At 66.5% G+C, this 24,817-nt stretch carries 24 protein-coding genes; 12 read left to right on the plus strand and 12 right to left on the minus strand.

Features of this window, described 5'->3' with window-relative positions; genetic code table 11:
• Positions 1-59: 59 nt before the first annotated feature.
• Complete coding sequence (locus QXK92_RS00960; RefSeq protein WP_306244073.1) at positions 60-821, minus strand: hypothetical protein; 762 nt, start codon at positions 819-821, stop codon at positions 60-62.
• A 172-nt stretch (positions 822-993) separates the two neighbouring features.
• Here QXK92_RS00960 and QXK92_RS00965 point away from each other — a divergent pair, with 172 nt between their 5' ends.
• Positions 994-1,518: a PadR family transcriptional regulator gene (locus tag QXK92_RS00965; RefSeq protein WP_306239808.1), complete on the plus strand. Its 525-nt coding sequence runs from the start codon at positions 994-996 to the stop codon at positions 1,516-1,518.
• Between the two features lie 145 nt (positions 1,519-1,663).
• Here QXK92_RS00965 and QXK92_RS00970 read toward each other — a convergent pair whose 3' ends face one another.
• Entirely contained in the window at positions 1,664-2,827 is a 1,164-nt protein-coding gene (locus QXK92_RS00970) for a MalY/PatB family protein (RefSeq protein WP_306244075.1), read from the minus strand.
• A 133-nt stretch (positions 2,828-2,960) separates the two neighbouring features.
• Entirely contained in the window at positions 2,961-4,196 is a 1,236-nt protein-coding gene (locus tag QXK92_RS00975) for an IS256 family transposase (protein ID WP_306239809.1), read from the minus strand.
• A 302-nt stretch (positions 4,197-4,498) separates the two neighbouring features.
• On the opposite strand from QXK92_RS00975, the gene QXK92_RS00980 reads away from it, so the two are divergent.
• The 3 genes from QXK92_RS00980 (at position 4,499) to QXK92_RS00990 (ending at position 7,461) form a co-directional block, all read left to right on the plus strand.
• Positions 4,499-5,353 (plus strand): hypothetical protein, encoded by an 855-nt coding sequence (locus tag QXK92_RS00980; RefSeq protein WP_371934277.1) that lies wholly within the window; start codon positions 4,499-4,501, stop codon positions 5,351-5,353.
• Positions 5,354-5,439: 86 nt separating this feature from the next.
• On the plus strand, positions 5,440-6,381 hold the full coding sequence (locus tag QXK92_RS00985) for an LLM class flavin-dependent oxidoreductase (RefSeq protein ID WP_306239811.1): 942 nt from the start codon (positions 5,440-5,442) through the stop codon (positions 6,379-6,381).
• Between the two features lie 9 nt (positions 6,382-6,390).
• Entirely contained in the window at positions 6,391-7,461 is a 1,071-nt protein-coding gene (locus QXK92_RS00990; protein ID WP_306239813.1) for a dihydrodipicolinate reductase, read from the plus strand.
• Between the two features lie 153 nt (positions 7,462-7,614).
• On the opposite strand, the gene QXK92_RS00995 is transcribed toward QXK92_RS00990, so the two are convergent.
• Positions 7,615-8,460, minus strand: coding sequence for an SDR family oxidoreductase (locus QXK92_RS00995; RefSeq protein ID WP_306239814.1), 846 nt, complete (start codon positions 8,458-8,460; stop codon positions 7,615-7,617).
• 142 nt (positions 8,461-8,602) lie between these two features.
• On the opposite strand from QXK92_RS00995, the gene QXK92_RS01000 reads away from it, so the two are divergent.
• From QXK92_RS01000 to efeO, 3 genes are read left to right on the plus strand one after another with little or no spacing between them, the layout of a single operon-like run.
• Entirely contained in the window at positions 8,603-9,622 is a 1,020-nt protein-coding gene (locus QXK92_RS01000) for an LLM class flavin-dependent oxidoreductase (RefSeq protein ID WP_306239815.1), read from the plus strand.
• 3 nt (positions 9,623-9,625) lie between these two features.
• A complete protein-coding gene (locus tag QXK92_RS01005; protein WP_306239816.1) occupies positions 9,626-10,822 on the plus strand; it encodes a cytochrome P450 in 1,197 nt (398 codons plus the stop codon).
• 39 nt (positions 10,823-10,861) lie between these two features.
• Positions 10,862-12,025 (plus strand): iron uptake system protein EfeO, encoded by a 1,164-nt coding sequence (gene efeO / locus QXK92_RS01010; protein ID WP_371934528.1) that lies wholly within the window; start codon positions 10,862-10,864, stop codon positions 12,023-12,025.
• Between the two features lie 39 nt (positions 12,026-12,064).
• Here efeO and QXK92_RS01015 read toward each other — a convergent pair whose 3' ends face one another.
• A complete protein-coding gene (locus QXK92_RS01015) occupies positions 12,065-13,048 on the minus strand; it encodes an alpha/beta fold hydrolase (protein WP_306239818.1) in 984 nt (327 codons plus the stop codon).
• 13 nt (positions 13,049-13,061) lie between these two features.
• The gene (locus QXK92_RS01020; RefSeq protein ID WP_306239819.1) at positions 13,062-14,360 is read right to left on the minus strand and encodes a M23 family metallopeptidase; all 1,299 of its coding nucleotides are present in this window, start codon (positions 14,358-14,360) and stop codon (positions 13,062-13,064) included.
• A 52-nt stretch (positions 14,361-14,412) separates the two neighbouring features.
• On the opposite strand from QXK92_RS01020, the gene QXK92_RS01025 reads away from it, so the two are divergent.
• Both QXK92_RS01025 and QXK92_RS01030 read left to right on the plus strand, forming a co-directional pair.
• On the plus strand, positions 14,413-14,817 hold the full coding sequence (locus QXK92_RS01025) for a hypothetical protein (RefSeq protein WP_306239820.1): 405 nt from the start codon (positions 14,413-14,415) through the stop codon (positions 14,815-14,817).
• A gap of 206 nt (positions 14,818-15,023) precedes the next feature.
• The gene (locus QXK92_RS01030) at positions 15,024-16,034 is read left to right on the plus strand and encodes a hypothetical protein (protein WP_306239821.1); all 1,011 of its coding nucleotides are present in this window, start codon (positions 15,024-15,026) and stop codon (positions 16,032-16,034) included.
• Between the two features lie 91 nt (positions 16,035-16,125).
• On the opposite strand, the gene QXK92_RS01035 is transcribed toward QXK92_RS01030, so the two are convergent.
• Complete coding sequence (locus QXK92_RS01035) at positions 16,126-16,947, minus strand: sulfurtransferase (RefSeq protein WP_306239822.1); 822 nt, start codon at positions 16,945-16,947, stop codon at positions 16,126-16,128.
• A gap of 43 nt (positions 16,948-16,990) precedes the next feature.
• Here QXK92_RS01035 and QXK92_RS01040 point away from each other — a divergent pair, with 43 nt between their 5' ends.
• Entirely contained in the window at positions 16,991-17,458 is a 468-nt protein-coding gene (locus tag QXK92_RS01040) for a hypothetical protein (RefSeq protein WP_306239823.1), read from the plus strand.
• Here the strand turns inward: QXK92_RS01040 and QXK92_RS01045 are convergent.
• Together QXK92_RS01045 and QXK92_RS01050 are read right to left on the minus strand one after the other, a co-directional pair.
• A complete protein-coding gene (locus tag QXK92_RS01045; RefSeq protein WP_306239824.1) occupies positions 17,455-18,186 on the minus strand; it encodes a hypothetical protein in 732 nt (243 codons plus the stop codon). The two genes, QXK92_RS01040 and QXK92_RS01045, sit on opposite strands and share 4 nt — an antisense overlap.
• Positions 18,183-19,049, minus strand: coding sequence for a TIGR03619 family F420-dependent LLM class oxidoreductase (locus QXK92_RS01050; RefSeq protein WP_306239825.1), 867 nt, complete (start codon positions 19,047-19,049; stop codon positions 18,183-18,185). The genes QXK92_RS01045 and QXK92_RS01050 overlap by 4 nt, the downstream gene beginning before the upstream one ends.
• A gap of 46 nt (positions 19,050-19,095) precedes the next feature.
• Between QXK92_RS01050 and QXK92_RS01055 the strand changes: the two genes are divergently transcribed.
• Both QXK92_RS01055 and QXK92_RS01060 read left to right on the plus strand, forming a co-directional pair.
• Positions 19,096-19,560, plus strand: coding sequence for a TetR family transcriptional regulator (locus QXK92_RS01055; protein ID WP_306239826.1), 465 nt, complete (start codon positions 19,096-19,098; stop codon positions 19,558-19,560).
• Positions 19,561-19,635: 75 nt separating this feature from the next.
• Positions 19,636-20,886 (plus strand): cytochrome P450, encoded by a 1,251-nt coding sequence (locus tag QXK92_RS01060; protein ID WP_306239827.1) that lies wholly within the window; start codon positions 19,636-19,638, stop codon positions 20,884-20,886.
• Here QXK92_RS01060 and budA read toward each other — a convergent pair.
• Genes budA through QXK92_RS01075 form a run of 3 tightly spaced genes read right to left on the minus strand, consistent with a single transcriptional unit; the run spans position 20,883 to position 24,815 of the window.
• Complete coding sequence (gene budA, locus QXK92_RS01065) at positions 20,883-21,644, minus strand: acetolactate decarboxylase (protein WP_306239828.1); 762 nt, start codon at positions 21,642-21,644, stop codon at positions 20,883-20,885. The genes QXK92_RS01060 and budA overlap by 4 nt on opposite strands.
• The gene (gene alsS / locus QXK92_RS01070) at positions 21,641-23,305 is read right to left on the minus strand and encodes an acetolactate synthase AlsS (RefSeq protein WP_306239830.1); all 1,665 of its coding nucleotides are present in this window, start codon (positions 23,303-23,305) and stop codon (positions 21,641-21,643) included. The genes budA and alsS overlap by 4 nt, the downstream gene beginning before the upstream one ends.
• Before the next feature lie 10 nt (positions 23,306-23,315).
• Positions 23,316-24,815, minus strand: coding sequence for an FAD-dependent monooxygenase (locus QXK92_RS01075; RefSeq protein WP_306239831.1), 1,500 nt, complete (start codon positions 24,813-24,815; stop codon positions 23,316-23,318).
• Between the last annotated feature and the right edge of the window lie 2 nt (positions 24,816-24,817).

Raw genomic sequence — 24,817 nt, forward strand, 5'->3', positions numbered from 1 at the left:
GAATCTCCTTCAATCAAATGACATAACTACGAATTGCAGTGTTGGGAGCGCCCGTCGCCTCAGAGCTTGGCGAGAATTCCCGACACGAGGCTGCCGCCCGCGATCATCGCGATGGCCACGGCGACATCGATGGATCCGGTGATCAGCCCCACCACACCGGCGGTGACAACGAAACCCGGTAGCCAGTCGATGATTTGCACTGCCGAGGGCACGTCGGCTTCCTCGCCGTTGTCCAGCGCGAACATGGCCGAGGCGTAGTCCGGATAGAACTCGGTGAATGCGACGGCGAAGAAGATGGCCGCCAGCTGCAGGATCCAGCCTGTCCAGAAGTTCTGGGGGTCATGCAGGATCCAATTGCCGGCCAGGCCGACGCCCGCGGCGAAGGTGAACGCGCCCGCCCAGACACCGGTGATCACGCTGTTGATCCGCTTGAACAGCGGGCTGTCCCAATGTTCCTCCGGTGTGCTGTCTTTGGCGTAGGCCTGGGTGAATGGACGGCCGAACAGCAGAGTCAGCCAGGCGAAAATCGCCAGCGAGATGTTGGTCAGTTCACCGGACCACATCTCCAGGAATCGGATCACGGTCCCGTCGGCGAACAGGCCGACCACGGCGAGAAGTGCGAAGAACACCGCGCCGAAGACTTCCAGCGCGTGGATCTTGATGCCGCGTGCCAGGCCGACCAGCATCACGAGCACCGAGAAGCCGAGCGCGGACACGACCGCGATCTCGAAGTGGCCCGGGGTGGCGAGGATGGACAACAGCGCCCACGGCGCGATGCCGGCGAACGGCGACGTCAGGAACCCATCCAGGATGCGCGTGATGCGGTTGTCCTTCCGCGTGATGCGGTTGGTGTTCGTTGCCTGTGCGCCGTGGTTGACGTTTGCTGGCTGGGTCATGATCGACCTCCTTGAACCTTGACATTCCTAAATTGACATGTCGATACTGACATGAGCGTTCGTGACATGTCAATTATGGAAGGTTAAGATGGGTCTCGTGAGTTTGCGACATGCCGCGTTAGGCTTGCTGTCCCAGGAGCCCGGAAGTGGCTATGACCTGCTGAAACGGTTCAAAGAGTCGATGGACAACATGTGGCCCGCGACACAGAGCCAGCTGTACGGAGAGCTCAACAAACTCGCTGCGGCGGGGCTGATCACCGTGTCCGACCTGGGCCCGCGCGGCCGCAAGGAATACGCGATCACCGATGCGGGGCGTGCCGAGCTACATCGGTGGATGTTGTCGCCAGAAGAGGACCCGCCGATCCGCAACGCCGCGTTGTTGCGGGTTTTCCTGCTCGGTGAGCTGGCGCCGGACGAAGCGCGTCAGTACCTGAAGTCGTTGCTGTCGCTGGCCGAGCGGGAGCACGCACACTACGTCCAGATCCTCGAGTTGCACGACTGGACCGACGACGACGCCTTCTTCGCCCGAGCTGCCCTCGAGCAGGGGCTGCGCTGGACGCAGCATGAGATCGAATGGGCCAATTGGGTGCTCGACGCGATGAACAAGCGCGATCTCAACTGACTATGGCGTGCCGCTGCGTGCGGGATCGGCCGGCGCGCGAGGCATCGCCTGATGTCCAGACCGCTACGCCCGAGCGCCGCGGCGGGTGGAATGCACGCTGTCGTATGAATGCACGCTGTCGGATAGGGATTGCGGATTACGCAGTTCAACCTTGCGCGGTGGCCCGGTCGGTCAGCGCCTTCTGCATCCGCAGTACGGCCTCGGTCAGAATCGCCTGGGAGGTGGCGAAGTTCAGGCGCACGTGTCCGGCGCCGCCGGTGCCGAACACATGACCCGAGCTGAGGGCGACCCGAGCATGGTCGCGAAACCATCGGGCCGGTCCGGAAAGGTCCGATACCACCTTGATCCCCTCGGTGTGTTCGTCGGCGAATCCGAGTTCGCGGCAGTCCAGCCATGCCAGATAGGTGCCCTGTGGGCGCAGCAGCCGGACACCGGGAAGATGCTCCTGAACGAGATGTTCGAGGAGGGTGCGGTTCTCGTCCAGTCCGTGCAATAGCGCGTCGAGCCAGTCGCCGCCCTTGCTGAAGGCGGCCGTGTGCGCGATGAGGCCCAGATGGCTGGCGCCGTGGCCGACTTCTTCGGGCATGCGCCGCAATTCGGCCGCTGATTCCGGACCGGCCATGGCAAGCGCTGCTTTGAGCCCGGCCAGATTCCACGCCTTGGATGCCGACGTCAACGCCAGCGCATTCTCGGCGCCAGGAACGCTGAGGTAGGGGGTGAACCGGGCGCCGGGCAGAATGAGTGGTGCGTGAATCTCGTCGGACACCACTCTGATGTCATACTGCCTGGCCAATTCGGCTATGGCGTGTAGCTCTTCGGCGGTATGCACCGCGCCCGTCGGGTTGTGCGGATTGCACAGCAGATAACCGACTTTGCCGGTAGGGCCCGCCGACTTGCGGGCGCGGGCGAACGCATTTTCCAACGTGTTCAGGTCGATTCGTCCGTCGCTGCCCAGCGGCGCCTCGGCGACGGTGCGGCCATCATGCGAGACGAACGCGTAAAACGGCGCGTAGACGGGGGAGTTGACGATGACGGTGTCGCCGCGATCGGTGACCAGTCGCAGCATCTCGACGACACCGAGCATCACGTCGGGCACCACCCTGGTGCGGCCCACCGACAGACCGTCCCATTGCCAACGCCGCCTTGCGAATTCGCTGATCGCCTGGGCGTAGCCCTTGCCGTGCGGGTATCCGGTGTCGCCGGCATCGACGGCTCGGTGGATGGCCTGCGCCACTGCGGGTGCGAGGTTGACGTCCATTTCGGCGACCCACAGCGGCAGCACATCGGGCGGGTACGCGCGCCACTTCATGCTGGTGCGGTGGCGCAGTTGTTCGAGCGTCAACTGCTCGAGCGGGTTGCTTTCCTTGGATAGCGTCCCAGGGAGTGGTGGACTTCGGATCTGGCGTGGTTCACGCGTTGCGATCAGCGAGTCATGTTGAACGCTAGGCGATTTGGTGTTGTTTGGCAAGCGCTGCAGCGGCGTGTTTGGCGGCGAGGACCTTCCGTAGTTCATCCATGGAGACATCGGAGAGGTAGCGGCGGGTGACCTGCCACTCGTCGTGAGCTTCGATGACTACTGCGGTCGCCAGACGCAGGAACGCCGCCGGGTTGGGGAAGATTTCCACGACGTCGGCGCGGCGCTTGATCTCCTTGTTGAGCCGTTCGATCGGATTGTTCGACCAGATCTTCTGCCAGTGCGCCGTGGGGAACGCGGTGAACGCCAGTACGTCGGTCTTCGCCTCACCCATCATGGCGGCCACCTTCGGGAAGCTGGAGGCCAGGGTGTCGGTGACGCGATCCCATTGATCAGCGACCTCGATGGGGTCGGTGTGAGCGAAGATCGTCTTGACCGCCGCAGTCACCGCCGGGGCGTGTTTGGCCGAGACCGCGGTGTGCAGGTTGCGCATGAAATGCACCCGGCACCGCTGCCACGAAGAATTGGTGAACTGTTGTGCCACAGCGGCTTTGAGCCCAGCGTGGGCGTCGGAGATGACTAGATGCACCCCGGTCAGGCCACGGGCTTTCAGCGACGCCAGGAACTCGCGCCAGAACTCGTAGGACTCACTGTCACCGACCGCGGTGCCCAGCACCTCGCGGGTGCCGTCGATGGACACCCCGGTAGCCACCACCAGGGCCTGAGAGACCACGTGCGCTCCGATGCGGACCTTGCAGAAGGTGGCATCGCAGAACACGTACGGGAACTCGGTGTGGGCCAAGCTGCGGGTACGGAACGCCTCGATCTCCTTATCGAGGCCGGCGCAGATCCGCGACACCTCGGACTTGGAGATCCCGGTTTCGACGCCCATCGCGGCCACCAGGTCGTCCACGCTGCGGGTGGACACGCCGTGGACGTAGGCCTCCATGATCACCGCGTGCAACGCTTTGTCGATGCGGCGACGCCGCTCCAGCAGCGAGGGGAAGAACGACCCGGCCCGCAGCTTGGGGATCTGCACCTCGATATCACCCGAGGTGGTCGACACCGTCTTGGGTCGGTGCCCGTTGCGGTGCACCGTGCGCTCGCCCCTGCGCTGGTAGCGGCCGGCGCCGATCACGGCGGTAGCCTCAGCCTCGATCAGCGCCTGCAGCCCGGCCCGGATCAGCTCGGCGAACACCGCCCCGGCATCAGCCGACTTCAGCGCATCAAGCTGGGCGAGCAAGGCAGAATGGTCATGGGTCATCGCGTCGTGTGTCCTTGTCGTGAGTCACTTGGTAGGTAACCCACTGACCACTACGCGATGGCCCACCCCAACAGCGTCAGCGACACACCCAGCAATAGGTCCGGCACCGACGACACCGGATTCCGAAACCCCACCACACCAGGGGACTTACCCTTTCCTTGCGCGAGCAGTCGCGAACTCGCACAGTTTCGTCGGCCATCATGCGATTTTGCGACTGCTCGGCAGTGGTGTCCACAGGGTGACTGGTCCACCACGCGCGGTGTCAGCATGCTCGGGCTGTGCTGGCCGACGCGATAGCGCTCATGGAACAGGGCGGCGGATTCGCCACGACTGCTCAGTTGCTGACGCTCATGACTCGTCAACAACTTGACGTCCAGGTGAAAGCGGGCCGCATTCGGCGCGTGTGGCACGGGGTCTACGCGGCACGCGAGTCGAACCTGTTGGAGCGCTTGAGCGCACTGGACATCTTCGCTGGTCGGCGTGTGGTCGTGTGTATGGGCACTGCGGCTCGCTTGTACGGGTTCGACACAGAGAACACCACCGCTATTCACGTGTTGGATCCCGGCATTCGAATGCGCCCGACTGTTGGTCTGATGGTTCATCAGCGAGTCGGAGCGAGGCTGCAGCGGGTCTCTGACCGTCTGGCGACCGCGCCGGCGTGGACGGCAGTCGAGGTTGCCCGGCAGCTTCGGCGGCCGCGCGCATTGGCCACGCTGGACGCCGCGCTGCGTTCCAGGCAATGCAGCCGTATCGATCTCGAGTGTGCGGTTGCCGAGCAGAAGGGTCGCCGCGGGATCGTCGCTGTGCGAGGCCTTCTGCCCTTTGCCGATGCGCGTGCCGAGTCATCGATGGAGAGCGAAGCGCGACTGGTCATGATCGATTTCGGGCTACCGCCTCCTGAACTTCAATACGAGATCCGTGGCCTGGACGGCGATTTGTTCAGGGTCGACTTCGCCTGGCCTGAGCTGCGCCTGGCCGCAGAATACGAAAGCATCGACTGGCATGCGGGTCGAACAGCGATGCTGCGAGACAAAGCGAAGTGGGCCCAGCTCCAAGAGGTTGGCTGGACGATCATTCCGATAGTGGTCGATGACGTCAGGCTGTACCCGGCGCGGCTTGCCGAGCGCATCCGTATCCACCTGAACCGCGCAGCCTGACGCCGCGGCGCCCAACGCGCCAGGGGGGTGGCGCCTCGCGCGGCCGATCTACAGCTCCGGAACAAAGGTTAGGTTATGGTGCGTAGATGTTCACGCTGCGATTCGACATGCGTGCACCGGGGTGGGGCGCCCCGGCCGTAGACCTGTACTCCGCCGCGGTCGACATGTGTGAGTGGGCGGAACCCAGGGGTGCGGTAATGGTGGTGCTGTCGGAGCACCACGGTGCCGAGGACGGCCATCTGCCCGCGCCGCTGCTGCTTGCGTCGGCGATCGCTGCCCGTACCAATCGGCTGCCGATTCTCGTTGCGGCGGTGCCGATTCCGCTCTGGGATCCAGTGCGGCTCGCCGAGGAGATCAGCGTACTGGACCTGATCAGCCGGGGACGGGTGTCCTACGCCCTCGGTGTCGGCCATCGCCCCGAGGAATACGATCACTTCGGCATCGACATGACCATGCGCGGCCGAACCGCAGACGAAATGGTCGCGGTGCTGGGTGCATTGGTGCGCGGCGAGCCCGTCGACTACCACGGCCGCCGGGTCCGCGTGACTCCCCGCTGCGCGTCGAGCAACGGACCCCCGATGCTGATCGCCGGAGGCAGCAGGGCCGCGGCCCGCCGCGCCGGCACCCACGGCCTCGGTTTCCTCTCTCAGACAGCCGAACCCGGCCTCAAGCAGTACTACGAATCCCAGTGCCTCGAACACGGACATCAGCCGGGCATGTTCCAGGGTCCGTCACCAGGTTCGCCGACAACGGTTTTCGTCGCCGATGATGTCGACGAGGCCTGGGACGAACTCGGGCCCCACCTGCTGCATGACGCTCGCATGGCGGCGTCCTACCGGCCGCACGATGACGGGGTGGCCAGCATCACCCGCGCCCACACTGTTGCGGCCTTGCGTGCCGAAGGCGGCCCGTACCGGATCCTGACGCCGCAGCAGGCCGCCGGTTACCCACAGCCGCTCCCGTTGCATCCGCTGTGCGGTGGCCTGGCACCGGAGGTGGCATGGCGGTATCTCCAACGCGCCGAATGAAAGGGAACAATGCCTGTGCGTGTCGTCGTATGGTCCACCGGGGGAGTCGGGTCCAACGCGATCGAGGCCGTGCGGGGTCGGCCTGACCTGGAACTCGTTGGCGTGTGGGTGCATTCGCCGGACAAAGTGGGCAGGGACGCCGGCGAGCTCGCCGGGGGCGCACCGCTGGGACTCCGGGCCACCGACGACGCCGAGGCGCTGATCGCCCTACGGCCGGACTGTGTGGTGTACGCCGCCAGTGGGCCCGAACGCGACGCAGCCGCGGTGCCCGACTACCTGCGGTTTCTGTCGGCCGGCATCAATGTTGTGTCGACGTCGTCGACGAGCCTGGTGTACCCGCCGTCGTACTTCTCTCCACAGTGGCGCGACGAGTTGCAGCAGGCGGCCCTTGCCGGCGGGGCGTCGTTCTATGCCTCGGGCATCTTCCCCGGCTTCGCTTCGGATCAACTCGCTCTGCTGCTGACCACCCAGTCCAAGAGCATCCGCCGTATCACGGTCAGCGAGGTGTCGCTCAACGACCACTATCCGGTGGCCGACGTGATGATGAACGGCATGGGCTTCGGCCACCCGCTGGACTTCGAGCCCATGCTCAAGACCTCCGGCTTCATCGAAATGGCATGGAGTGCACCGCTACAGCTGATCGCCGACGGACTCGACGTAGGGATCGAGGAGGTGCGCGGCACCCTGGACCGCCGGCTGACCGCTCGGGACATCGACGTCGCGTTCGGCACCATTCCCGCCGGGACCTGCGGCGCCGTGCGGACCAGGGCCGCCGCAGTGATCGACGGCCGGGACGCCATCGTCATCGAACACGTGATCCGGATGGCGCGCGATGTCGCACCTGACTGGCCGGTTTCCGACAGCGACGCCACCTACCGAGTCGACATCGACGGCGATCCGGACGTGCACTGCGTGCTGACGCTCGGCGCGTCCGTCGGCCACGGCGCCGGGCATGCCGCGATGGCGGCCACCGCCATGCGTGTGGTCAACGCCATTCCGTATGTCGTCGAGGCGCGGCCCGGCCTGCTCAGTTCGCTGGATCTGCCGACGACCTTGCCGCGCCGCGTGTTTGGCCGCTGAACCCCCGCTGAGCAGACACAAACTCGCACCGGAACACGTGTTCCGGTGCGAGTTTGTGTCTGCTCGCGCCAGGGACGCGGCCCGCTAGGCCAGTTGGGCGCGGCCCGCTAGGCCAGTTGGGCGCGACCCCCTAGGCCAGTTGGGCGCGGCCCGCTAAGCCAGTTGGACGCGGCCGGTGATCAGGTCCATGATCGCCTTGCCCGGGGCGAACGAGCCGGTGATCGACGCCATGGCGTGGCCCTGGTCGACGTTGAGCGTGATCCCGTTGACCGATGCCGCGGCATCGCTGTTCAGCATGATCATCGCCTTGCCGATGTCCTCGGGAGTCAGCGTCTCGCTGCCGGTGTCGTCGCGGTAGTCCTGGGCGAAGGTCAGCCACAGGTCGGCGTTCGCGCGGGCCAGGGGAGTGTCGGTGGGGCCGGGGCACACGGCGTTGATCCGCACACCCTTCTTCTGGAACGGGTAGCCCTGCCAGGCCACATACCCGTTGATCGCCTTCTTGCTGAACCCGTAGTGGATGATGCCCTGCGGCTCGCGCTCCTGACACCAGTCGTGAGCGGACTTGTAGTCCGGTGAGGCCAGGAAGTCCTGAACGAGTTCCAGGTCGTTCTCCCAGCCCATCCCGGCCACCGAGGAGATGAAGCAGATTGCCGCGCCGCGGGGGAGCAGATCCTTGTCGAACAGTCGCTCGATCAGGTGGCGGTGCCCGATGAAGTTGACCCGCATCAGCTTTGGCCCGTCGGCAACGCCGGCGGCGGAGAACAACTTGTGCACCGGCCCGTCCAGCTCGTCGACCGCCCGGTCGATCGAATCCTGGTCGCTGAGGTCCAGCGAGATCACCCGATCGACGTCGAAGTCCACCGGCGCGAAGTCCATCACGGTCACGTGTGCGCCGAGAGACTTTGCGATCTGTGCTGCCGCGGCGCCCATGCCGGTCGCGCCGCCGACCACCAGGACCCGCTTGCCCTCGTAGCCCAATAAGTCTGACGCCGTCGTCATTTCTTGCCCCTTATTCCCTGGTGGTTCGTGCAACGACGTTACAGTATCCGGACAAGATGTAAGTTTCAATCGGGTGGTTGACCGTGGTCGCGGATCCCACGTAGCCTACGTGGGACAAATTTTAGGTCAGGCGGAATCAGCTGTGTTCACCCTGCGCTTCGACATGCGGGCTCCGGCTTTCGGAGCCGATCCGGCGGCGTTGTACGCCACCGCGCCGGAGATGTGCGCATGGGCCGAAAACCACGGCTGCCTGGCCGCCGTCATGTGTGAGCACCACGGATCAGAGGACGGTTATCTGCCGTCGCCGCTGTTACTGGCGTCGGCGGTGGCCGCGCGGACGCAGCGGCTGGCCCTGAGCCTCATCCTGATTCTGCCGTTCTACGACCCGGTGCGGCTGGCCGAGGACATGGCGGTCCTGGACATCCTGAGCGCCGGGCGGGCGTCCTACATCCTGGCGCTGGGCTACCGGCCGGAGGAATACGAGATCTTCGGCCTGGATCTGGGTGACCGCGGTCGGCTGGCCGACGAGAAATTGGGAATGCTGCGCCGGTTGCTTGCCGGTGAGACCGTGATTCAGAACGGCAGGCGGATCGCGGTGACGCCCCGGCCGCTGACCGAGAACGGGCCCGCAATGATGTGGGGCGGTGGCAGTCTGGCCGCGGCCCGGCGCGCGGGGCGGTACGGGCTGGGCATGCTGGCCAATGCGAATCTGCCGGGGATGCGCGAAGCCTACGAAAACGCCAGCCGCAAGCACGGCTACGAGCCGGGGCCGGCGTTCTTTCCCGACCGCAGCACCCCGTCGGTGTGCTTCGTCGCCGACGACGTCGACGAAGCGTGGGCGGAGCTGGGCGAGTATCTGTTGCACGACGCACGCACCTACGCGGCATGGAATCCCGGCAACGAGGTCTCGGCCGGCTTCACTCACGTCGATACCGTGGACGAGTTGCGTGAGGCCGCCGCCTCGCACGTGATCTACTCAGTGCCGGAGGCTGTTTCGCGGGTGCGCGCCGGCAAGATGCTCGCGATGTCACCGCTGTGCGGCGGGCTGCCGCCGGAGATCGCGTGGCCCTATTTGAAGCGGGTTGGCGAGGTCGTGCTGCCCGAGGCCGCCGAGCCTGCGGACAGCACGCTCGGCGAATTGCTGTCGAACAGGAACGGGTGATTGATGACTGGGGCTAGCACCACCGAGATCTACTACGACCCTTTTGATTTCGAGATCGACGACAATCCGTACCCGATCTGGAAGCGGATGCGTGACGAAGCCCCCTTGTATTACAACGAGAAATACAACTTCTACGCGCTGAGCCGGTACGAGGACGTCGCCCCGCAGCTGACGAACTGGGAGACCTACCGCTCGGGCCGCGGCACCACCATGGACATCATCATGAGCGGAATACAGGTGCCTCCCGGGGTGATCCTGTTCGAGGACCCGCCGCTGCACGACTTGCATCGCCGTTTGTTGTCAAGGGTTTTCACGCCGCGGCGGATGGAGGCGATCGAGCCGCTGACCCGGGATTTCTGCGTGCGGGCGCTGGACCCGCTGGTGGGTTCCGGCCGGTTCGACTTCATCGAGAACCTGGGCTCGACGATCCCCATGCGCACCATCGGCTACCTGCTCGGTATTCCGGAGGAGAACCAGGCGCACATCCGGGATCGCGGTGGGCGCGCCATCAACCTCACCGAAGGAACGTTCCGGGCGGTCGACGACGACCTGTTCGAGAAGAGCTACGAGGTGTTCTCCGACTACATCGACTGGCGTACCGAGCATCCCTCCGACGACCTGATGACACAGCTGCTCAACGCCGAGGTCGAGGACAACGGCACAACCCGGCGCCTAGATCGCACCGAGGTGTTGATGTACACCAGCATGATCGCCGGCGCCGGCAACGAGACGACGACCCGACTCATCGGCTTCATCGGCCAGCTGCTCGCCGAGCATCCCGACCAGCGCCGCGAGATCGTGGCGAATCCGTCGCTGATCCCGAAAGCCATCGAAGAAGTGCTGCGCTACGAGGCGCCGTCGCCGGTACAGGCGCGGCATGTGGCCCACGACGTCGAGTGCTACGGCACCGTGATTCCCGAGGGCTCGATCATGTTGCTGCTTAACGGGTCGGCCAATCGCGACGAGCGCAAGTACGTCGACGGCGAACGGTTCGACATCCATCGCGGCGCCGCGCATCTGAGCTTCGGGCACGGCCTGCACTTCTGCCTGGGCTCGGCGCTGGCCCGCATGCAGGCCCGGGTGGCGCTCGAAGAGGTCATCAAGCGCTGGCCGGACTGGGACGTCGATTACGCCAATGCCGTCAAGGCGCACACCAGCAGTGTGCGTGGCTGGGCGAAACTGCCTGTCCGCACGGGGTAGTGTCGGCCGGTGTCCGCCAACCGGTTGCCTGCCCTCGTCGTGGCGCTCGCCACTGCGGCCGTCGGGTGCAGTCACCCGGACAACCAGGCGCCGAGGACCAGCAACGCCGTCAGAGTGACGATGACCAACAGCGGCGGCGGAAATCGTTGCGTGCTGGACACCACCACCGTGCCGGCCGGTCCGGTGACCTTCACCGTGTCCAACGCGAGTGCGGTGGGCATCTCACACGTGGAGTTGCTCAAAGACCAGCGCGTGATCGGCGAGAAGGAAAGCCTGGACCCTGGCGAGGACCCGGTCTCGTTCACTGTCACCCTGGACGGCGGTGCCTACCAGATCTTCTGCCCCGGAGCGGACATCGAATACCAGACGCTGACCGTGACGGGGCGCGCGCCGGCACCGGCCGACGGCCCGGTGGCAGCGATGTTCGCCAAGGGCGCCAAAGACTTCGCGCCGTATGTGGTCAACCAGATGACTCAGCTCAACGACGCCGTGCGGGCGCTGGACGCGGCCGTGCAGTCGGGCAACGTCGAGAACGCCAAAGCCGCCTACGCGCAGGCTCGACCGTTCTATGAGCGGGTGCAGTCCAGTGTGGACGGCTATCTGCTGCCGGGGTTCACCGTCGGTGACAACGCCGGAAATCTCGACTACCTGATCGACATGCAGGAGGCGACTCCGGTCGATCCCAAGGTCGGCTGGAAAGGCTTTCACGCCATTGAACGCGACCTTTGGCAGGCCGGTGCGATCACTGCCGGCACCAAGGCGCTCAGCACCGAATTGGTCAGCAACATCGGGACGTTGACCACCACTGCGACCACGCTGCAGTTCCGGCCCGAGGATCTGGCCAACGGCGCGGCCGATCTGATCGAGGATGTGTACAACACCAAGATCACCGGGCAGGAGGAAGCGTTCAGCCACCTCGATTTGGTCGATTTCGCCGCCAATGTCGAAGGCGCGCAGCACGCATACTCGCTGCTGCGGCCGGGGCTGGAACGGATCGACAGCAGTCTGGTTCAGCAGATCGACCAGCAATTCCAGGATGTCCTGGCCATGCTGGGGCACTACCGCGATCCGGCGGTGCTGGGCGGCTACCGCGTCTACACGTCGGATCTGCGTGAGCGCGACACCCCGAAACTCACCGCGGTGGTTGTGCCGCTGCATCAAAGCCTGTCCGCCGTCGCGCAGAAAGTCGTCTCGGCGAACTGATCGCCGCGGACCGGCTCAGCGCGGTGGCTCGGTGTCGATCTAGGACTGGTCCACCAGGACCGCGCCCTCGGGCCGGTCGCCGAGAGTCTGCAACTGCAACGCGATGCTGGCACCCTGGGCGGTGAGCCGCACGATCTGGGCCAGCTCTGCGGGTGCGTCACACTGCAGATAGTGGTCGGCACCGGGCACCACCCAGTAACGGCTTCGGCCCGACATGCCCCGCAGGTAGGTGTGCCAGACATGGTTCGCCACCCGCAACGGTGCCACCGCGTCGTGCAGTCCCCACACCAGCGTGACATTCACCGGCAGTGTGGACAGCGCTTCGAGCCAACGTTTCTCGTCGGCTGCCCGCTCATGCAGATACTGGATCGTGTCCGGCAACACCCGCATGCCGTCGTTGAATGCGAAACACTTTGCCAGCGCGGCGATCTCGGGATTTTCCGGCGTGCGCCGGGGCATAAACGTGGTGAACCCCAGCCCGGCGGCCAGCAATTCCGGCGTCGTCTCGGCGGCGGTCGCCCGGCCCGTCTTGTCGTTGAGCAGCGCGGTCTGGAAGGCGGTGAGGTTGGACAGTGGCAGGTAGATGTTGCCGTTGGTGATGATCAGATCTGCTGGCAGTGAGGATTTTTCGGCCAGCATGCCGATCGCGATCATGCCGACGCTGCAGCCCCGGTCATGGGTGATCATGCGGTAGTCGGTCAGTTTCCACACCTCGGTGATGGCGTGGACGAGCAGACGCGCGTCGTCGTAGAGCGAATAGACGTAGGGTTCGGGCGGCTTGTCGGATACGCCGTAACCGGGAAAGTCCAGCGCGAAGATCTCGAACTCGTCCTTGAGCTCACGCGCCAACGGGAAATAGTCGATGCTGGATGTCGGAAAGCCGTGCACGCACACCAGCGCCGGCTTGCCAGGAGTGCCGTAGCGCCGCAGGAACACCGTGACGGATTGCCCGTCGTTGGCTTCAGTGGTTGAGCGCCAGCGCAATTCCGTTCCACCGTTGTTCCATTCGACGAAAATGTCCATGGCTGTGGCCTTTCTAGGAATTCGGGAACGTCACAACGGCCAGCAGCAGCGGCAACTGGTTGCCCTTGAGCTGAGGGCTTGGCAGCATGTCCGGGCCGAAGAACGAGCCGCTGAGGTAGTTGTCGGCACTCCACACCTGTGCTGAGTTGACCTGGCCCTGGTAGCTGAAACCCTCCATGACGTAGGGCTGCCCGTCGGCCTCGAACAGCGAGGGTCCGTTCATCAGCTGGAAGTGCAGATGCGGTGCGTTGGAGTTGCCGGTGTTGCCCAGTTTGGCGATCTGCTGGCCCTTCTTGACCTTGTCGCCGGGTTTGACCAGCAGCGAGCCCTGGATGAGGTGGGCGTACATGGCGTACAGGCCGTCGCCGATGTCGAGAATGATGTGGTTGCCGTCGACGTTGTCGACGGTGAGCTTGGCGGCCAGGACGGGGTCGGAGGCCGGCAGGATGCCGGGCACATTGGCTTCGACGTTGTCGAGCGTGGAGACGACGGTGCCGTCGGCGACGGCGTAGATCGCCGACCCGTAGTCGATGAAGCTCTCGTTCTTGGTCCGGTCGCCGGCGTAGAAGTTGCCCTGGTCGTTCATGCGCATCCAGTCGATCGCGAAGCGCTGGCTGTTGTTCAGCTTCATGTTCAGCGGAAGGATGGCGTCGCGGTGCGCCCAGCCGGGGTCGCAGCAGCCGTTGAACGCCACCCAGTTATTGCCTTTCAGCGGTGACGCGATGACGCGTGGCGTGCCGGCGGAGATGTTGAACGGCGTACCCGTGGTGTCGAAGGGGCCCGGCTCCTTCGATGCCGGGTTCGCCACGCCGTTGCCGTGGAAGCGCAGCATCACGGCCTTGGGGAAGTCGGACAGGTTGTCCTGCCGGAAGTCGATGAGCAGCGAACGCGACGTGCCCGGAGCGATGGTGAAATCGGGCGCGGGAACGGCCGGTAGCACGCGCAACCGGTTGCAGTTGCCGTAATTGCAGGCGGGATCGACCAATTGGTTCCCGGAGAACGACGCGAGCACCTTGTTGGGGTCGCGCCCGTCGACCACATCGACGGCGTTCAGCGTGGCCGGCTGCGCGCTGGAGTTGGTGACCTGCATGTCGAATGCCAGGTGGTATTTGTCGTCGGTGCCCGGGAAGGGGAAGGTCGGCCGGCTGATCGGGGCGACCGTCAACGGCGTGAAGGCATTGGGAACCGTGACGCCGGCTAAGGGGTCTGGCGGTACGGGGGTACTCGTCGCGGCGGGTTGCTTCGGTGACGTGGTGCACGCGGCCACAATGAGTACGAACCCGAGGACCGCCAAACTCCGCCGTTTCGCCATCGGGTGAGCATAGTATTCCCGCCCGCGATTGCTGCTGCTTACCATGCTGGGCATGTTCAACACGCGGGTGATCGGGCTTGCCGAATACCGGATCAGCGCCGGAAAACCCGGTGTGCTCACCGCCCGCTACCTCACCGCGGGTTCCCGCGCGCTCGGCTCCGGTCGTGCCAGAGGGGAAGCCACCAGCGGTTCCGACAGCTTCGCCGGCCTCTATCGCATCCAATACGTCGACGACGCAGGCAAACTCACCGGCGACCTCGATCTGCAGATCCAGCGGACCGGCGAAGGATATCGACTGACCTGGCGGCACCGTCCCGAGAACGTAAGGCTCCCAGTGGCCATCGGTGAGGTGGTTTACGAAGGTATCGGCTTTCTGACGAGCGCGGACACGATGGCGATCACGTACTGGATGGCGGAGAAGCCGTCATCGGCGCTCGAACTTCGTCCGCTGCTGTGAGAAGGGACACCAGTCGTGGAATGTGATCGGCGCGTTCAGCTTTCGCGCAGTTCCCCTTCCGGTGCCGCCGGCGGTGCGGTACCGCACTGGTGTAACGACATGAAATCGCTAGTCAAAGAATGCGATAACGAATCTCCAACTATCGGCCGGGTCGCGCGAAAATCGTTCGTCGGTTACTTCAGCCGCGCCCGCGAGATAGGGGGATCGTGCTCAAACGGTTCCGCGCTGCTCTGGTGGTGGCCGTCGCGCTGGGTCTGGGAGGCGGGCTGGCGACGGCGGATCCCGGGGGTGTGCGGACCGTGGTGACCTCGAGCTGCGAGCAGCGGACGCTGGTGCTGTCGGCGTTTCCGGCCGAAGCCGACGCGGTGTTGTCCCACACCTTGCTCGAGCCCAATCCCGTTGCCGTGTATGACCGGCAGTACTACTACCGCGGTTCGATCGCCGGCAAGAAGGTGCTGGTGGCGATGACCCGGATCGGGCTGGTAAATGCGACGGCCGTCACCGAGGCCGCGCTGAGCCGCTTCACCTGCGCCTCGGGCACCTCCGTTGAGGCAGTGATCTTTTCCGGCGTCGCGGGCGGCGCCGGCCGGACCAGTGTCGGCGACGTGGCCGTGCCGGCGCAGTGGACGCTCGACAACGGCGCCACCTACCAGCCCGTCGACCCCGCGATGCTGGCGGCGGCCCAGACGCTGACCGTCCAACTCAGCAGCGTCAACAATCTGGGCAACCCGATGTGCCTGTGCCGGCACGTCCCGACCGTGAAGCTCAATGATCTGGGGCGTCAGCCGCAGTTGTTCGTCGGCGGCAACGGGTACAGCCACGACGCGAACAACGGTCAGGCGTTCCCATGCGTCCCCAACGCCGGCGACGTCTTCGGTTGCCAGCCCTGCAGCCCACCCGGCCGCTCATTGTTGTACAGCGGCAACTTCTTTCAGGCCATCGGCCCGTGGCTGGCCAAGGGTTTGCTCAGCAACCTCAACATCCAGACCGCGGACAATCCGGCCTACGATGCGGTGGACCAGGAGACGGCCGCGTCGCTGGCGGTCGCGACCGCACATGGGGTGCCGTTCCTGGGCATTCGTGGGATGTCGGATGGGCCGGGGGACCCGCTGGGGCTTCCGGGATTTCCGTTTCAGTTCTTCTTTTACAAGCAGATCGCCGCGGAGAACGCGGCGCGGGTGGTGGAAGCGTTCATGGCGAGCTGGGCGGGCCCGTGACGCGATTTGGTGCTCGAAGGCGGCCAGTCGGTTGGCGTCAGAGGCGGAGGCCAGTGTGCCTGATGGCGGTTGGCTGCCCGTCTCGCAGCGACTATTCGTCTCCGCGGGCGACCGGCCGGGAGGGATCCGAACTCCATTCCGACCAGGACCCGGGATACAGCGCGACCTGCCGGCCCGCGGCCGCGAACGCCGCGACCACCACGGCAGCGGTGACGCCGGAGCCGCAGTAGGTGCCGACCTCCCCGTCGGGCAGCAGCTGATCGTCGACGATCAGCGTCCCGTCCTGCGCGAGCAGCGTCCCGAATGGGAGGTTCCGGGCGCCGGGTATGTGTCCGGCGACGGGGTCGAGGGGCTCGACCTCGCCGCGGTAGCGCTCCGGCGCACGGGCGTCGAACAGCAGTACGTTGCCGGTCTGCTCCGCCGTGAGTGCCGGCTGAGCACCGGCATACAAATCCTCATGCCGCACCGTCACGTTGCCCGGTTCCGGGTCGACGTCACCGGTCTGCAGCTCGCCGCCCGTCGACAGCCACGCCGCCAGCCCGCCGTCCAGCATGCGCACGGTGCGAAGGCCTGCCGCCCTCAACACCCACCACGCCCGCGCCGAACCGGCACGATTCCAGTCGTCATAAACCACTACGGCGTGGTCCTCGCGAACTCCCCAGCGCCGCAACGCGTCCTGCAGCCGGCCACCGGAAGGCAGCGGATGGCGGCCCCGCCCGGTCACCGAATGATCGCTGAGATCGTCGTCCAGCGAGACGTACACCGCCCCGGGAATGTGGCCCTGCAGGTATGCGGGCCGCCCGTCCGGAGTGTCGAGCCGCCACCGCACATCCAGGATCGTCACGGGTTGGCCGGACTCGATCAGCCGGGCGAGCTCGGCGGCGGTGATCAGAACCTCGTCGCGCGCATTCACGCGTTCACCCTATCCTCGGCCGCGTTCACCCTATCCTCGACTGATGATGCGACGGTTACTCCCGTACTGGGCCGCGGGTGCGCTGGCCTGCAGTCTTGCGACGGCAAGCCCGGCCGGTGCCGTGCCCAACCCGAAGTGCACGCTCGCCACCGCCGTGCAGGAGGTGCAACACGTGTCCGAGCTGCCGGCCGAATTGCGCGGCCTGCTGCCGCCGATCGCTGATATCGGTGCGCCGTTCAACAGCACCGATGCGGTCAACGACCCGAACCTGCCGTTTCGCCGCCTGATTCGCGCCGGCCACCGCGGCAGTGACTGGTTCGTCTGGTACGAACACGGCGGAATCGGCTACTTCTGGCAGGCTGTCGTCGCCCGGGTCACGCCCGGCGGTTCGCCCACCGTATTGGCCGATGCCGGAACCATTTCCGACGCCCTGTGCACGGTGACCGACGGGGTCTACGCCGGCACGGTTCCGCCTTATCCACCGGGCACCTGGGAGGCCGGTGCGCTCTAGGCCGGCCAGGCGTCCCAGCGGATCATGCTGCGCAACGGGCCGGCGAACAGTGGCCGCACCACCCTCGATTCCCACCGCTGCTCGACGACCGGCGCGAGCGCCCCGCTGACGGTCAGGGGGTCGTCGTCGAGATAGACGACGGTGACGTAGTGCGGATCGGTGCGCCACCCACGCGGGGGCGGGGCGCAGACCGAGCCGAACGTCCACACTCCGGCCACACCGGCGCAGGCGAGCAGTGCCGGACTGTGCTCGGCCCGCAACCACCCGAGCCAGGCATCGGTTCGCCCGCCGGCGGGCTCCGCCGGTTCTTCCAGGATCAACAGCACGCCGCGGTGCGGCCGGAACGGTACCACCTCCGCCGACACCAGCGCCTGTGGCGCCGAATCCCATTGCAGCAGACGAAGACCGGAGATCTGCAGCAACGGCCGCATGGTGGGCATCCGACCGTTCTCCCGTAGCACGCGGCCGAGTTCGACGAAATCGGCCAGCGTGTCCGCGACGGGTTCACCGGCGAGATAGTGCACGACGTTGCCGATGTCGCCGAGCGGGCCGTGCGCCGCGATGCGGTGGGCGGGGTAGTCGCCGTCGGCGATCCAGCGCAGCGCGTGCACGATGCCGGGCAGCTGGAACTGCTCGGGCATGTGGTCCAGCAGGTGCCAGCGCAGGTATCCGTCGTCGGCCGGCGCCGCGGCGGTGAGGCTGAAGATCCCCGCCCTGACCCGGTTCATCCGGCGTTCAGTTCCGCGAGCGCCTGCAGGTTCTCCAGGTAGTGCTGCAGCGAGTCGTGGCGGAAGGTGGCGCTGACGATGGTGGCGCCGTGAGCGACGGTCTCGGCGATCAGTTCTCGGGCGCGGTCGGGTTCGCCCATGGGATCCAGCCGGTGGGCGGGTCCCAGCACCACGTCGAAATCCGGGGGAAGATCGCAGCGGCCCAGCCATTCTCGCGCCTGCGGCAGGCTCACGTTGAACGGCGCCCAGCCGTCGGCCAGGGTGACGGCCCGCCGCAGGGACCGCAGCGTGCGGCCGCCGATCCACAGCGGCACCCGCGGTTGCACCGCACACGGGTCGACGACCATGCCGTCGAATGAGTAGAACTCGCCATGGTAGGCGGGCTCGGCCACCGACAGGGCCGCGCGCAGCGCCCGCAACGCGTCGTCACCGCGCGTTCCGCGGTCCTCGAACGGGGCACCGATCAGGTCGAACTCCTCTTTCAGCGACCCGACGCCGACCCCCAGGATGAGCCTGCCGTTGCTGACCTTGTCCAGCGTGCCGTAGCGCTTCGCGATCTCCAGCGGGTGGTGGTAGCCCAGCACCAACACGTTGGTGGCCAACCGGATTCGCTGGGTGCGGGCCGCCAGATAACCGAAGGTGGCCAGCGGATCCCAGTAGCGCGCGCCGCGGCGGGCCTGCTCCGCGGCGGGCAGTGCGATGTGTTCGCTACAGGTCAGATGGTGATAACCGAGCCGGTCGGCCTCCTCGGCAACCCGCGCGATGTCCTCGATCGACGCGTCGATCTCCCAGTCGGCACTCACCCCGGGGAACATCGTCACCACCGGTGTGGAGACGGATAACTTTGCGGTCGCGGCGCTCATCGCGCTAGATTCTAACAGTGCTCGAATTGATTCGAACATGGCTCGAATGACGGCGCGGCGCGCATACGGCGAACTCGACCGCACTCAGGTGGTGTCCTCGCTGCACGCACTGGCGCGTCGGGTCGGCGTGCAACAGGTGACGATGCGGGAACTGGCCGCCGAACTCGGCGCCGCGGTGCCGTCGGTCTACTACCACGTGCCCGGAAAACAGGCCGCGCTGGACCTGCTTGCGGAATCCGTGCTGGCCGGCATCCCGGTGCCCGATACCGGCCCGTGGGATATCAGGCTCGCCGAACTGTACTGCGCGGCGCGCGAAGTCATGCTCGATGTGACCGGGCATCGCCGGCATCCTGCAGACCCGCGGCGGCGGGGAGCGCGCCCGCCGCCTGGACCGGCTCAGCCGTTCGCTGCTGGCCGAAGCCGGGGTGCCCAAAGCCGTTGCCGCGGCGGCGCACACGGTGCTCTACACCTACCTGCTGGGCTCGGTCAGTCTGGACGAAGCCCGCGGTAAAGCCAATTCCACCAGGCGTTTTCAGGCCGGGCTGGACGTGATCATCGCCGGTATCAAGGCATCCGAGGGGGAGTCATGACCGTTCCGAAGCTGGGTTCGCTGGTGGTCGAGAACCAGCAGACGCAGGCCGACCGCGACGCCGCGGCGCTGCTGAACCCCGACACCTTCGTCACCGGCGCCCCGTTCGACGCGATGGCCAGGTTGCGTGCGGACGCGCCGGTGCACCCGGTGCAGATGTCCGGCCTGCCCCGGGCGTGGCTGTTGACCCGGCATGCCGACGTGCGGCTGGTCAGCCGCGACACCGACACCTTCAGCAGCAGCAGGGGCAACACGCTGGTCGAGGTGGAGGCCGGTCCCACCTCGGCGATGCTGCCGGGCATCGACCCGCCGCGGCACGTGCACTATCGCAAGCTGATCAACCAGGGTTTCACCGCGCGCAATGTGTTGCGGCTGGAGCCGCACATGCGCCAGGTCGCCCGTAACATCGTCGCCGACATCACCGAGAAGGGCGAATTCGATGCGGTGCCCGACATTTCCGCGGAGATGTCGCTGCAAGTGATCGCCGACGTGCTCGGGGTGCCCGCCGAGGACCGGATGGAGGTGTTCCGGTGGAGCAACGCGATCGGGACGCTGGGCATCGAAGACCCCGACTATGCCCCCACTCCGGAAGCGCTCGGGCAGGCCGCGGCCGAGATGTTCCGCTATTGCGGCGAACTGGTCAAGCACCGCCGCACGCACGGTCTCACCGACGACATCCTGTCGGCGTTGCTCGCCGCCGAGGTGGACGGGCAGAAACTCAACCGCGATCAACTCAACGAGTTCTTCCTGCTGCTGGCCATCGCCGGCAACGAGACCACCCGAAACACGTTGAGCCACGGCATTTTGGCGTTGTCGCAGCATCCCGATCAGCAGGCGCTGCTGGCCCGCGATCCGGAGGCGGTCAAGCCGGCGGTCGAGGAACTGCTGCGCTGGGCGAGTCCGGTGATGCACTTCCGTCGCACCGTCACCCGCGACGTCGAGATCCGCGGCCGGCGCATTCCCGAGGGCGACTGGGTGCTGATGCACTACTTGTCGGCCAACCGGGATGAGGACGTGTTCGACCGGGCCGGTGAATTCGACGTCACCCGCCCGGATGCCGGGCACGCGGCGTTCGGCGGCGGGGGAGTGCACTTCTGCCTGGGGGCGCAACTGGCCCGGCTGGAGCTGCGGGTGATGCTCGAGGAGTTGTATCCGAACGTGCCGGGCCTGACGGTGACCGGCGAGCCCGACCGGCTGCGGTCGTCGTTCTTCCATGGGATCAAACGACTTCCGTGCAGTACGGGTTAGCCGCCTTCGGCTTTCGTGATCTGCTCGCCCATGTCTTCTGCGTTGAGCCGCGCCTGCAGGAATGCGCCCGAGGTCGGCAGGCTCAAGTGCATTTGTGAGGCGCCGCTGACGGCGACCTCGCCGCGCTGAAGCGTGAAGTCCAGGACGTGGCCGCCGGCGGTGCGGTCGTCGTTGAGGAAGTGCAGGTGATAGCCCGCGACAGCAATGCCCTGTTCGAAGTCAGGGGTGCGAAACCCGACCAAGGTGCCCGAGATGTCGGTGAACCGGGTTTCGGCCTGTCCCTCGGTCGCCTGCGTCAGCGGCGGATACGGCTTCTCCTGCTCCATGACGGTGCGGGTGTGTAGGTCGGCGAAGTGGCCGGTGACTTTGACGGCGTAGATGAGGTTGGGGCTGGTGATCCGCTGGTCGATGGCGGCGATCACCGCGGCGCGTTCGGTGCGGGCGTTGATGGCGATCTCGAAGTCACGGTGGAAGCGGGTGACGGCCGCGAACGGGGTGCGGTCGGTTTGTGCTGCGCGCGTGGCGGTTCCGTCGGCTCGCAGCCGGTAGCACACACCGTCGAGGATCACCATCTCGCCGTCGAGGTGGTTGAACGTGCCGAGCCCGAAGTCGCCGTGCTGCAGGATGTCGGCCACCGTGGCGTCGCCGTCGTACACGCCGTCGAGCAGGGCGCTGATGGTGGAGTATTGGTAGACCTCGGACTGGTGCCCGATGAGCCGCGCCGCCCACCGGCGGAAGTGCTCCTGTGCGGTGCTCATTCGAATGTGTCGTCGTGTAGGTGGGCGGCGAGGTCGACGTTGTGGCTGTAGTCGACGGGGACATCGATCAGCGACGGCCCCGGTTCGGCCAGCGCCTGTCGCAGCACCGCGCCGAATTCCTCGAGGCTGCCCACCCGGTAGCCGTGTGCGCCGAATGCCTTCGCATAGGAGACGACGTCGTAATCACCGAGCTGCACCCCGGATTTGCGGCCGTACTTGAGCTCCTCCTGAAAGCCCACCATGTCGTAGCTGTTGTCGCGAAAGATGATGTGGGTGAACGTCAATCCGAGCCGGGCGGCGGTCGCGAGCTCCTGCGCGGAGAACAGGAAGCCTCCGTCCCCGGACACCGACACGACGGGAGTGCCCGGCCGCACCAGGCAGGCGGCCATGGCCCAGGGCAGAGCGACTCCGAGTGTCTGCTGACCGTTGGAGAACAGCAACCGGCGCGGCTGGTACACCCTGAAGTGCCGCGCCATGTAGATGTAGACCGAACCGATGTCGCAGGCGATGGTCGCGGTGTCGTCGAGTTCCTCGCGCAGCCGCAACACGACCGCCACCGGGTTCAGTCCCGGGCCGTCCGGCGGCTGGTCGCGCGCGGTTTCGTCGATGTCGGTCAACGCTTTTCGCTGGGTGTCGATCTCCGCCTGGTAGTCGGGGGTCGGGGCGACCCCGGTGAGTGAGTCCGTCAGTGCGGTCAGTGTCGCCGCGATGTCACCGCGCAGTTCCACCGTCGGCTGGTAGTGGTTGTCGACGTCGGCGGGTACGGAGTCGATGTGCACAATCGGGCGATCGACGTGTTCGTTCCACAGCGCCGGGTCGTATTCCACCGCGTCGTAACCGATGGTGACGATGACGTCGGCATGCGCCACGATGACGTCGCCGGGCTGGTTGCGGAACAGGCCCACTCGGCCCAGGAAGTACTCTTCGAGTTCGCGGGAGATGACACCGGCGGCCTGAAACGTCTCCACCACGGGCAACCCGGTCGCGGCCACCAAAGACCTTAGCGCCGTGCAGCTTTCGGGATCGGCGCCGCGGATGCCCACTAGCAGCGCGGGGCGCTGTGCGGTGCGGATCAGTTCGGCTGCGCGTGCCACGAGATCAGCCGGCGCCGCGGCCAATCGCGGGATCGGCAGCGCCGCGGTGATGCCCGCGGTGGTCGGGGCGGCCAGCACGTCGGAGGGCAGGACCACCGCGGCGGCGCCACAGGGTTCGGTCAGCGCCGCGCGGAACGCCGCCACGGTGGCCTCGGCGGCGTTGTCGGGATGGTCGATCTCACCGGTGAACTTGGTGACCGTGCGCAACAGCGCCGCGGCGTCCATCGACTGGTGGGTGCGCTTGAGCCGGTCCTCTCGCTGCACCGCGCCGCACAATGCCACCACCGGATCCTGTTCGGTGTTGGCGGTGAGCAGGCCGGTGGCCAGGTTGGCGGTGCCCGGCCCGGAGGTCACCAGGACGACGCCGGGGACGCCGGTGAGGCGGCCGACCGCCGCGGCCATGAAGGCGGCGTTCTGCTCGTGCCGGCAGACCACCACCTCGGGTCCGCCGTCGAGCAGCGCGTCGTAGACGGCGTCGATCTTGGCGCCCGGTACCCCGAAGATGTACCGCACGCCCTGCGCGGCCAGCACATCGACGATCTTCTGGGCGCTGCGCACTGGAGTCACCCAGGCGACGCTACCCGGTTCCGGGGCCGAACCACCGTTCCAACGCGGCGCGCAGCCCAGCGGTGGACCCGAATTCATTTGTTGCCCAGGCGATGTAGCCGTCGGGGCGGATCAGCATTGCCGCGGCGTCGGTCAGTTCGGCTTCGACGGTGTCGACCCGGTGTGCCCACCCGCGGGCCGCCGCTGCCGCCTCGCCGCCGCCGAGCAACACGGGACGAGCCGCGTGCAGCAGGCCGGCGACCCGACGCCCGTCGTCGAGGGTCAGATCGGGCACCAGCCGCCCCGACAGCGCATGGTCGTCGCCCACGTCGTAGCGCACGTCGGAGCCGGCGAGCAGCGCGGCCATGTGGGCCGCGACATCGGCAAAGGCGAACAGTTCGGCCATCAGTTCGCGTAGCGCACCGACTTCAGGACCCGGCGTCATCAGCGCGGTCTGGGCCAGTGAGTGCATCATGACGCGCTGGCCCACCGGGTAGCGCTCGGCCTGGTAGGTGTCCAGGAGGCCGGCCGGCGCCCAGCCGTTGATCTGTGCCGCCAGTTTCCAGCCGAGGTTGACCGCGTCCTGCAGGCCGAGGTTCAGGCCCGGACCGCCCATGGCGCTGTGCACGTGGGCGGCATCGCCGAGCAGAAAGACGCGGCCGTCGCGGTATCGTTCGGCGTGCCGGGTGTTCCACCCGTTGATGCGCCGAAGCGCATGCGGGCCAGGCCCTTTCGGCTCTTCCAACGGCAGCTCGACGCCGAGCAGCCGCCGCGCGCTGTCTCGCAGTTCCTGCAGGCTCATCGGCGGGTCTTCAACGGGCGGGCCGAATTCGAAGGTGCCGAACATGGAACGGCCCGGCTCGAATTCGGCGTAGATCAAACCGCCGCGATCCACCCGGGTGTGGCCGAAGGGCAACCGGCCGTACCCCGGAATGACCAGTGCGCCGTGGCCGTCGCGCAGGTTGTCGGGTATGTGCACGTGCGCGAGCCGGCCGACGGTGTCCGAGGTGCTGCCGGGGAAGCCGATGCCCATCATCTTGCGCACCGGGCTGCGTCCGCCGTCGGCCCCCACCAGGTAGTCGGCGGCGATGACGTAGTCGCGTTCGGGGGAGGACATTGAGATGGTGACCGGGTCGGGGCTCAGCCCGACCAGTTCGTGCCCCCAGCGCAGATCGACGCCCAGGTCCCGCGCCCGTTTCTCCAGTAGCCGCACCAGCCGTGGTTGCGGCATCAGCATCGCGTACATCGGGTTGTCCGGCAGGCCGAGGAAATCCAGCGGCATCGCGGCGAACATCCAGCCGAGGGCGGGCCGTGGCGGTTCATCGTCGCCGGTGAACGCCTGGTAGAGGCCGCGTTGATCGAGCATCCGAACGACTTGTCCGACAAGTCCATTGGCTTTGGGTTCGAGGCTGGGTGCCGGCTGCAGATCGAGCACCACGGGCCGTATCCCGGCCAGCGCCAGCTCGCAGGCCAGCATCAGCCCATTAGGCCCGGCCCCGGAGATGACGACCCGGGTGTGTTCGTCAGCCATGC

Source organism: Mycobacterium sp. TY815 (assembly GCF_030755135.1).
Classification (GTDB): Bacteria; Actinomycetota; Actinomycetes; order Mycobacteriales; family Mycobacteriaceae; genus Mycobacterium.

Bases quoted from the DNA above. Each gene is read 5' to 3' on its own strand.
- QXK92_RS01025 (WP_306239820.1), top strand. From the start codon at position 14,413: ATGTTCAACACGCGGGTGATCGGGCTTGCCGAATACCGGATCAGCGCC.
- QXK92_RS01050 (WP_306239825.1), bottom strand. From the start codon at position 19,049: ATGAGCGCCGCGACCGCAAAGTTATCCGTCTCCACACCGGTGGTGACG.
- QXK92_RS01040 (WP_306239823.1), top strand. From the start codon at position 16,991: ATGATGCGACGGTTACTCCCGTACTGGGCCGCGGGTGCGCTGGCCTGC.
- QXK92_RS00995 (WP_306239814.1), bottom strand. From the start codon at position 8,460: ATGACGACGGCGTCAGACTTATTGGGCTACGAGGGCAAGCGGGTCCTG.
- QXK92_RS01060 (WP_306239827.1), top strand. From the start codon at position 19,636: ATGACCGTTCCGAAGCTGGGTTCGCTGGTGGTCGAGAACCAGCAGACG.
- QXK92_RS00980 (WP_371934277.1), top strand. From the start codon at position 4,499: ATGGAACAGGGCGGCGGATTCGCCACGACTGCTCAGTTGCTGACGCTC.
- budA (WP_306239828.1), bottom strand. From the start codon at position 21,644: ATGAGCACCGCACAGGAGCACTTCCGCCGGTGGGCGGCGCGGCTCATC.
- QXK92_RS01005 (WP_306239816.1), top strand. From the start codon at position 9,626: ATGACTGGGGCTAGCACCACCGAGATCTACTACGACCCTTTTGATTTC.
- QXK92_RS00985 (WP_306239811.1), top strand. From the start codon at position 5,440: ATGTTCACGCTGCGATTCGACATGCGTGCACCGGGGTGGGGCGCCCCG.
- QXK92_RS01075 (WP_306239831.1), bottom strand. From the start codon at position 24,815: ATGGCTGACGAACACACCCGGGTCGTCATCTCCGGGGCCGGGCCTAAT.
- QXK92_RS00970 (WP_306244075.1), bottom strand. From the start codon at position 2,827: ATGAAGTGGCGCGCGTACCCGCCCGATGTGCTGCCGCTGTGGGTCGCC.
- QXK92_RS01015 (WP_306239818.1), bottom strand. From the start codon at position 13,048: ATGGACATTTTCGTCGAATGGAACAACGGTGGAACGGAATTGCGCTGG.
- QXK92_RS01020 (WP_306239819.1), bottom strand. From the start codon at position 14,360: ATGGCGAAACGGCGGAGTTTGGCGGTCCTCGGGTTCGTACTCATTGTG.
- QXK92_RS00975 (WP_306239809.1), bottom strand. From the start codon at position 4,196: ATGACCCATGACCATTCTGCCTTGCTCGCCCAGCTTGATGCGCTGAAG.
- QXK92_RS01045 (WP_306239824.1), bottom strand. From the start codon at position 18,186: ATGAACCGGGTCAGGGCGGGGATCTTCAGCCTCACCGCCGCGGCGCCG.
- QXK92_RS01055 (WP_306239826.1), top strand. From the start codon at position 19,096: ATGACGGCGCGGCGCGCATACGGCGAACTCGACCGCACTCAGGTGGTG.
- QXK92_RS00990 (WP_306239813.1), top strand. From the start codon at position 6,391: ATGCCTGTGCGTGTCGTCGTATGGTCCACCGGGGGAGTCGGGTCCAAC.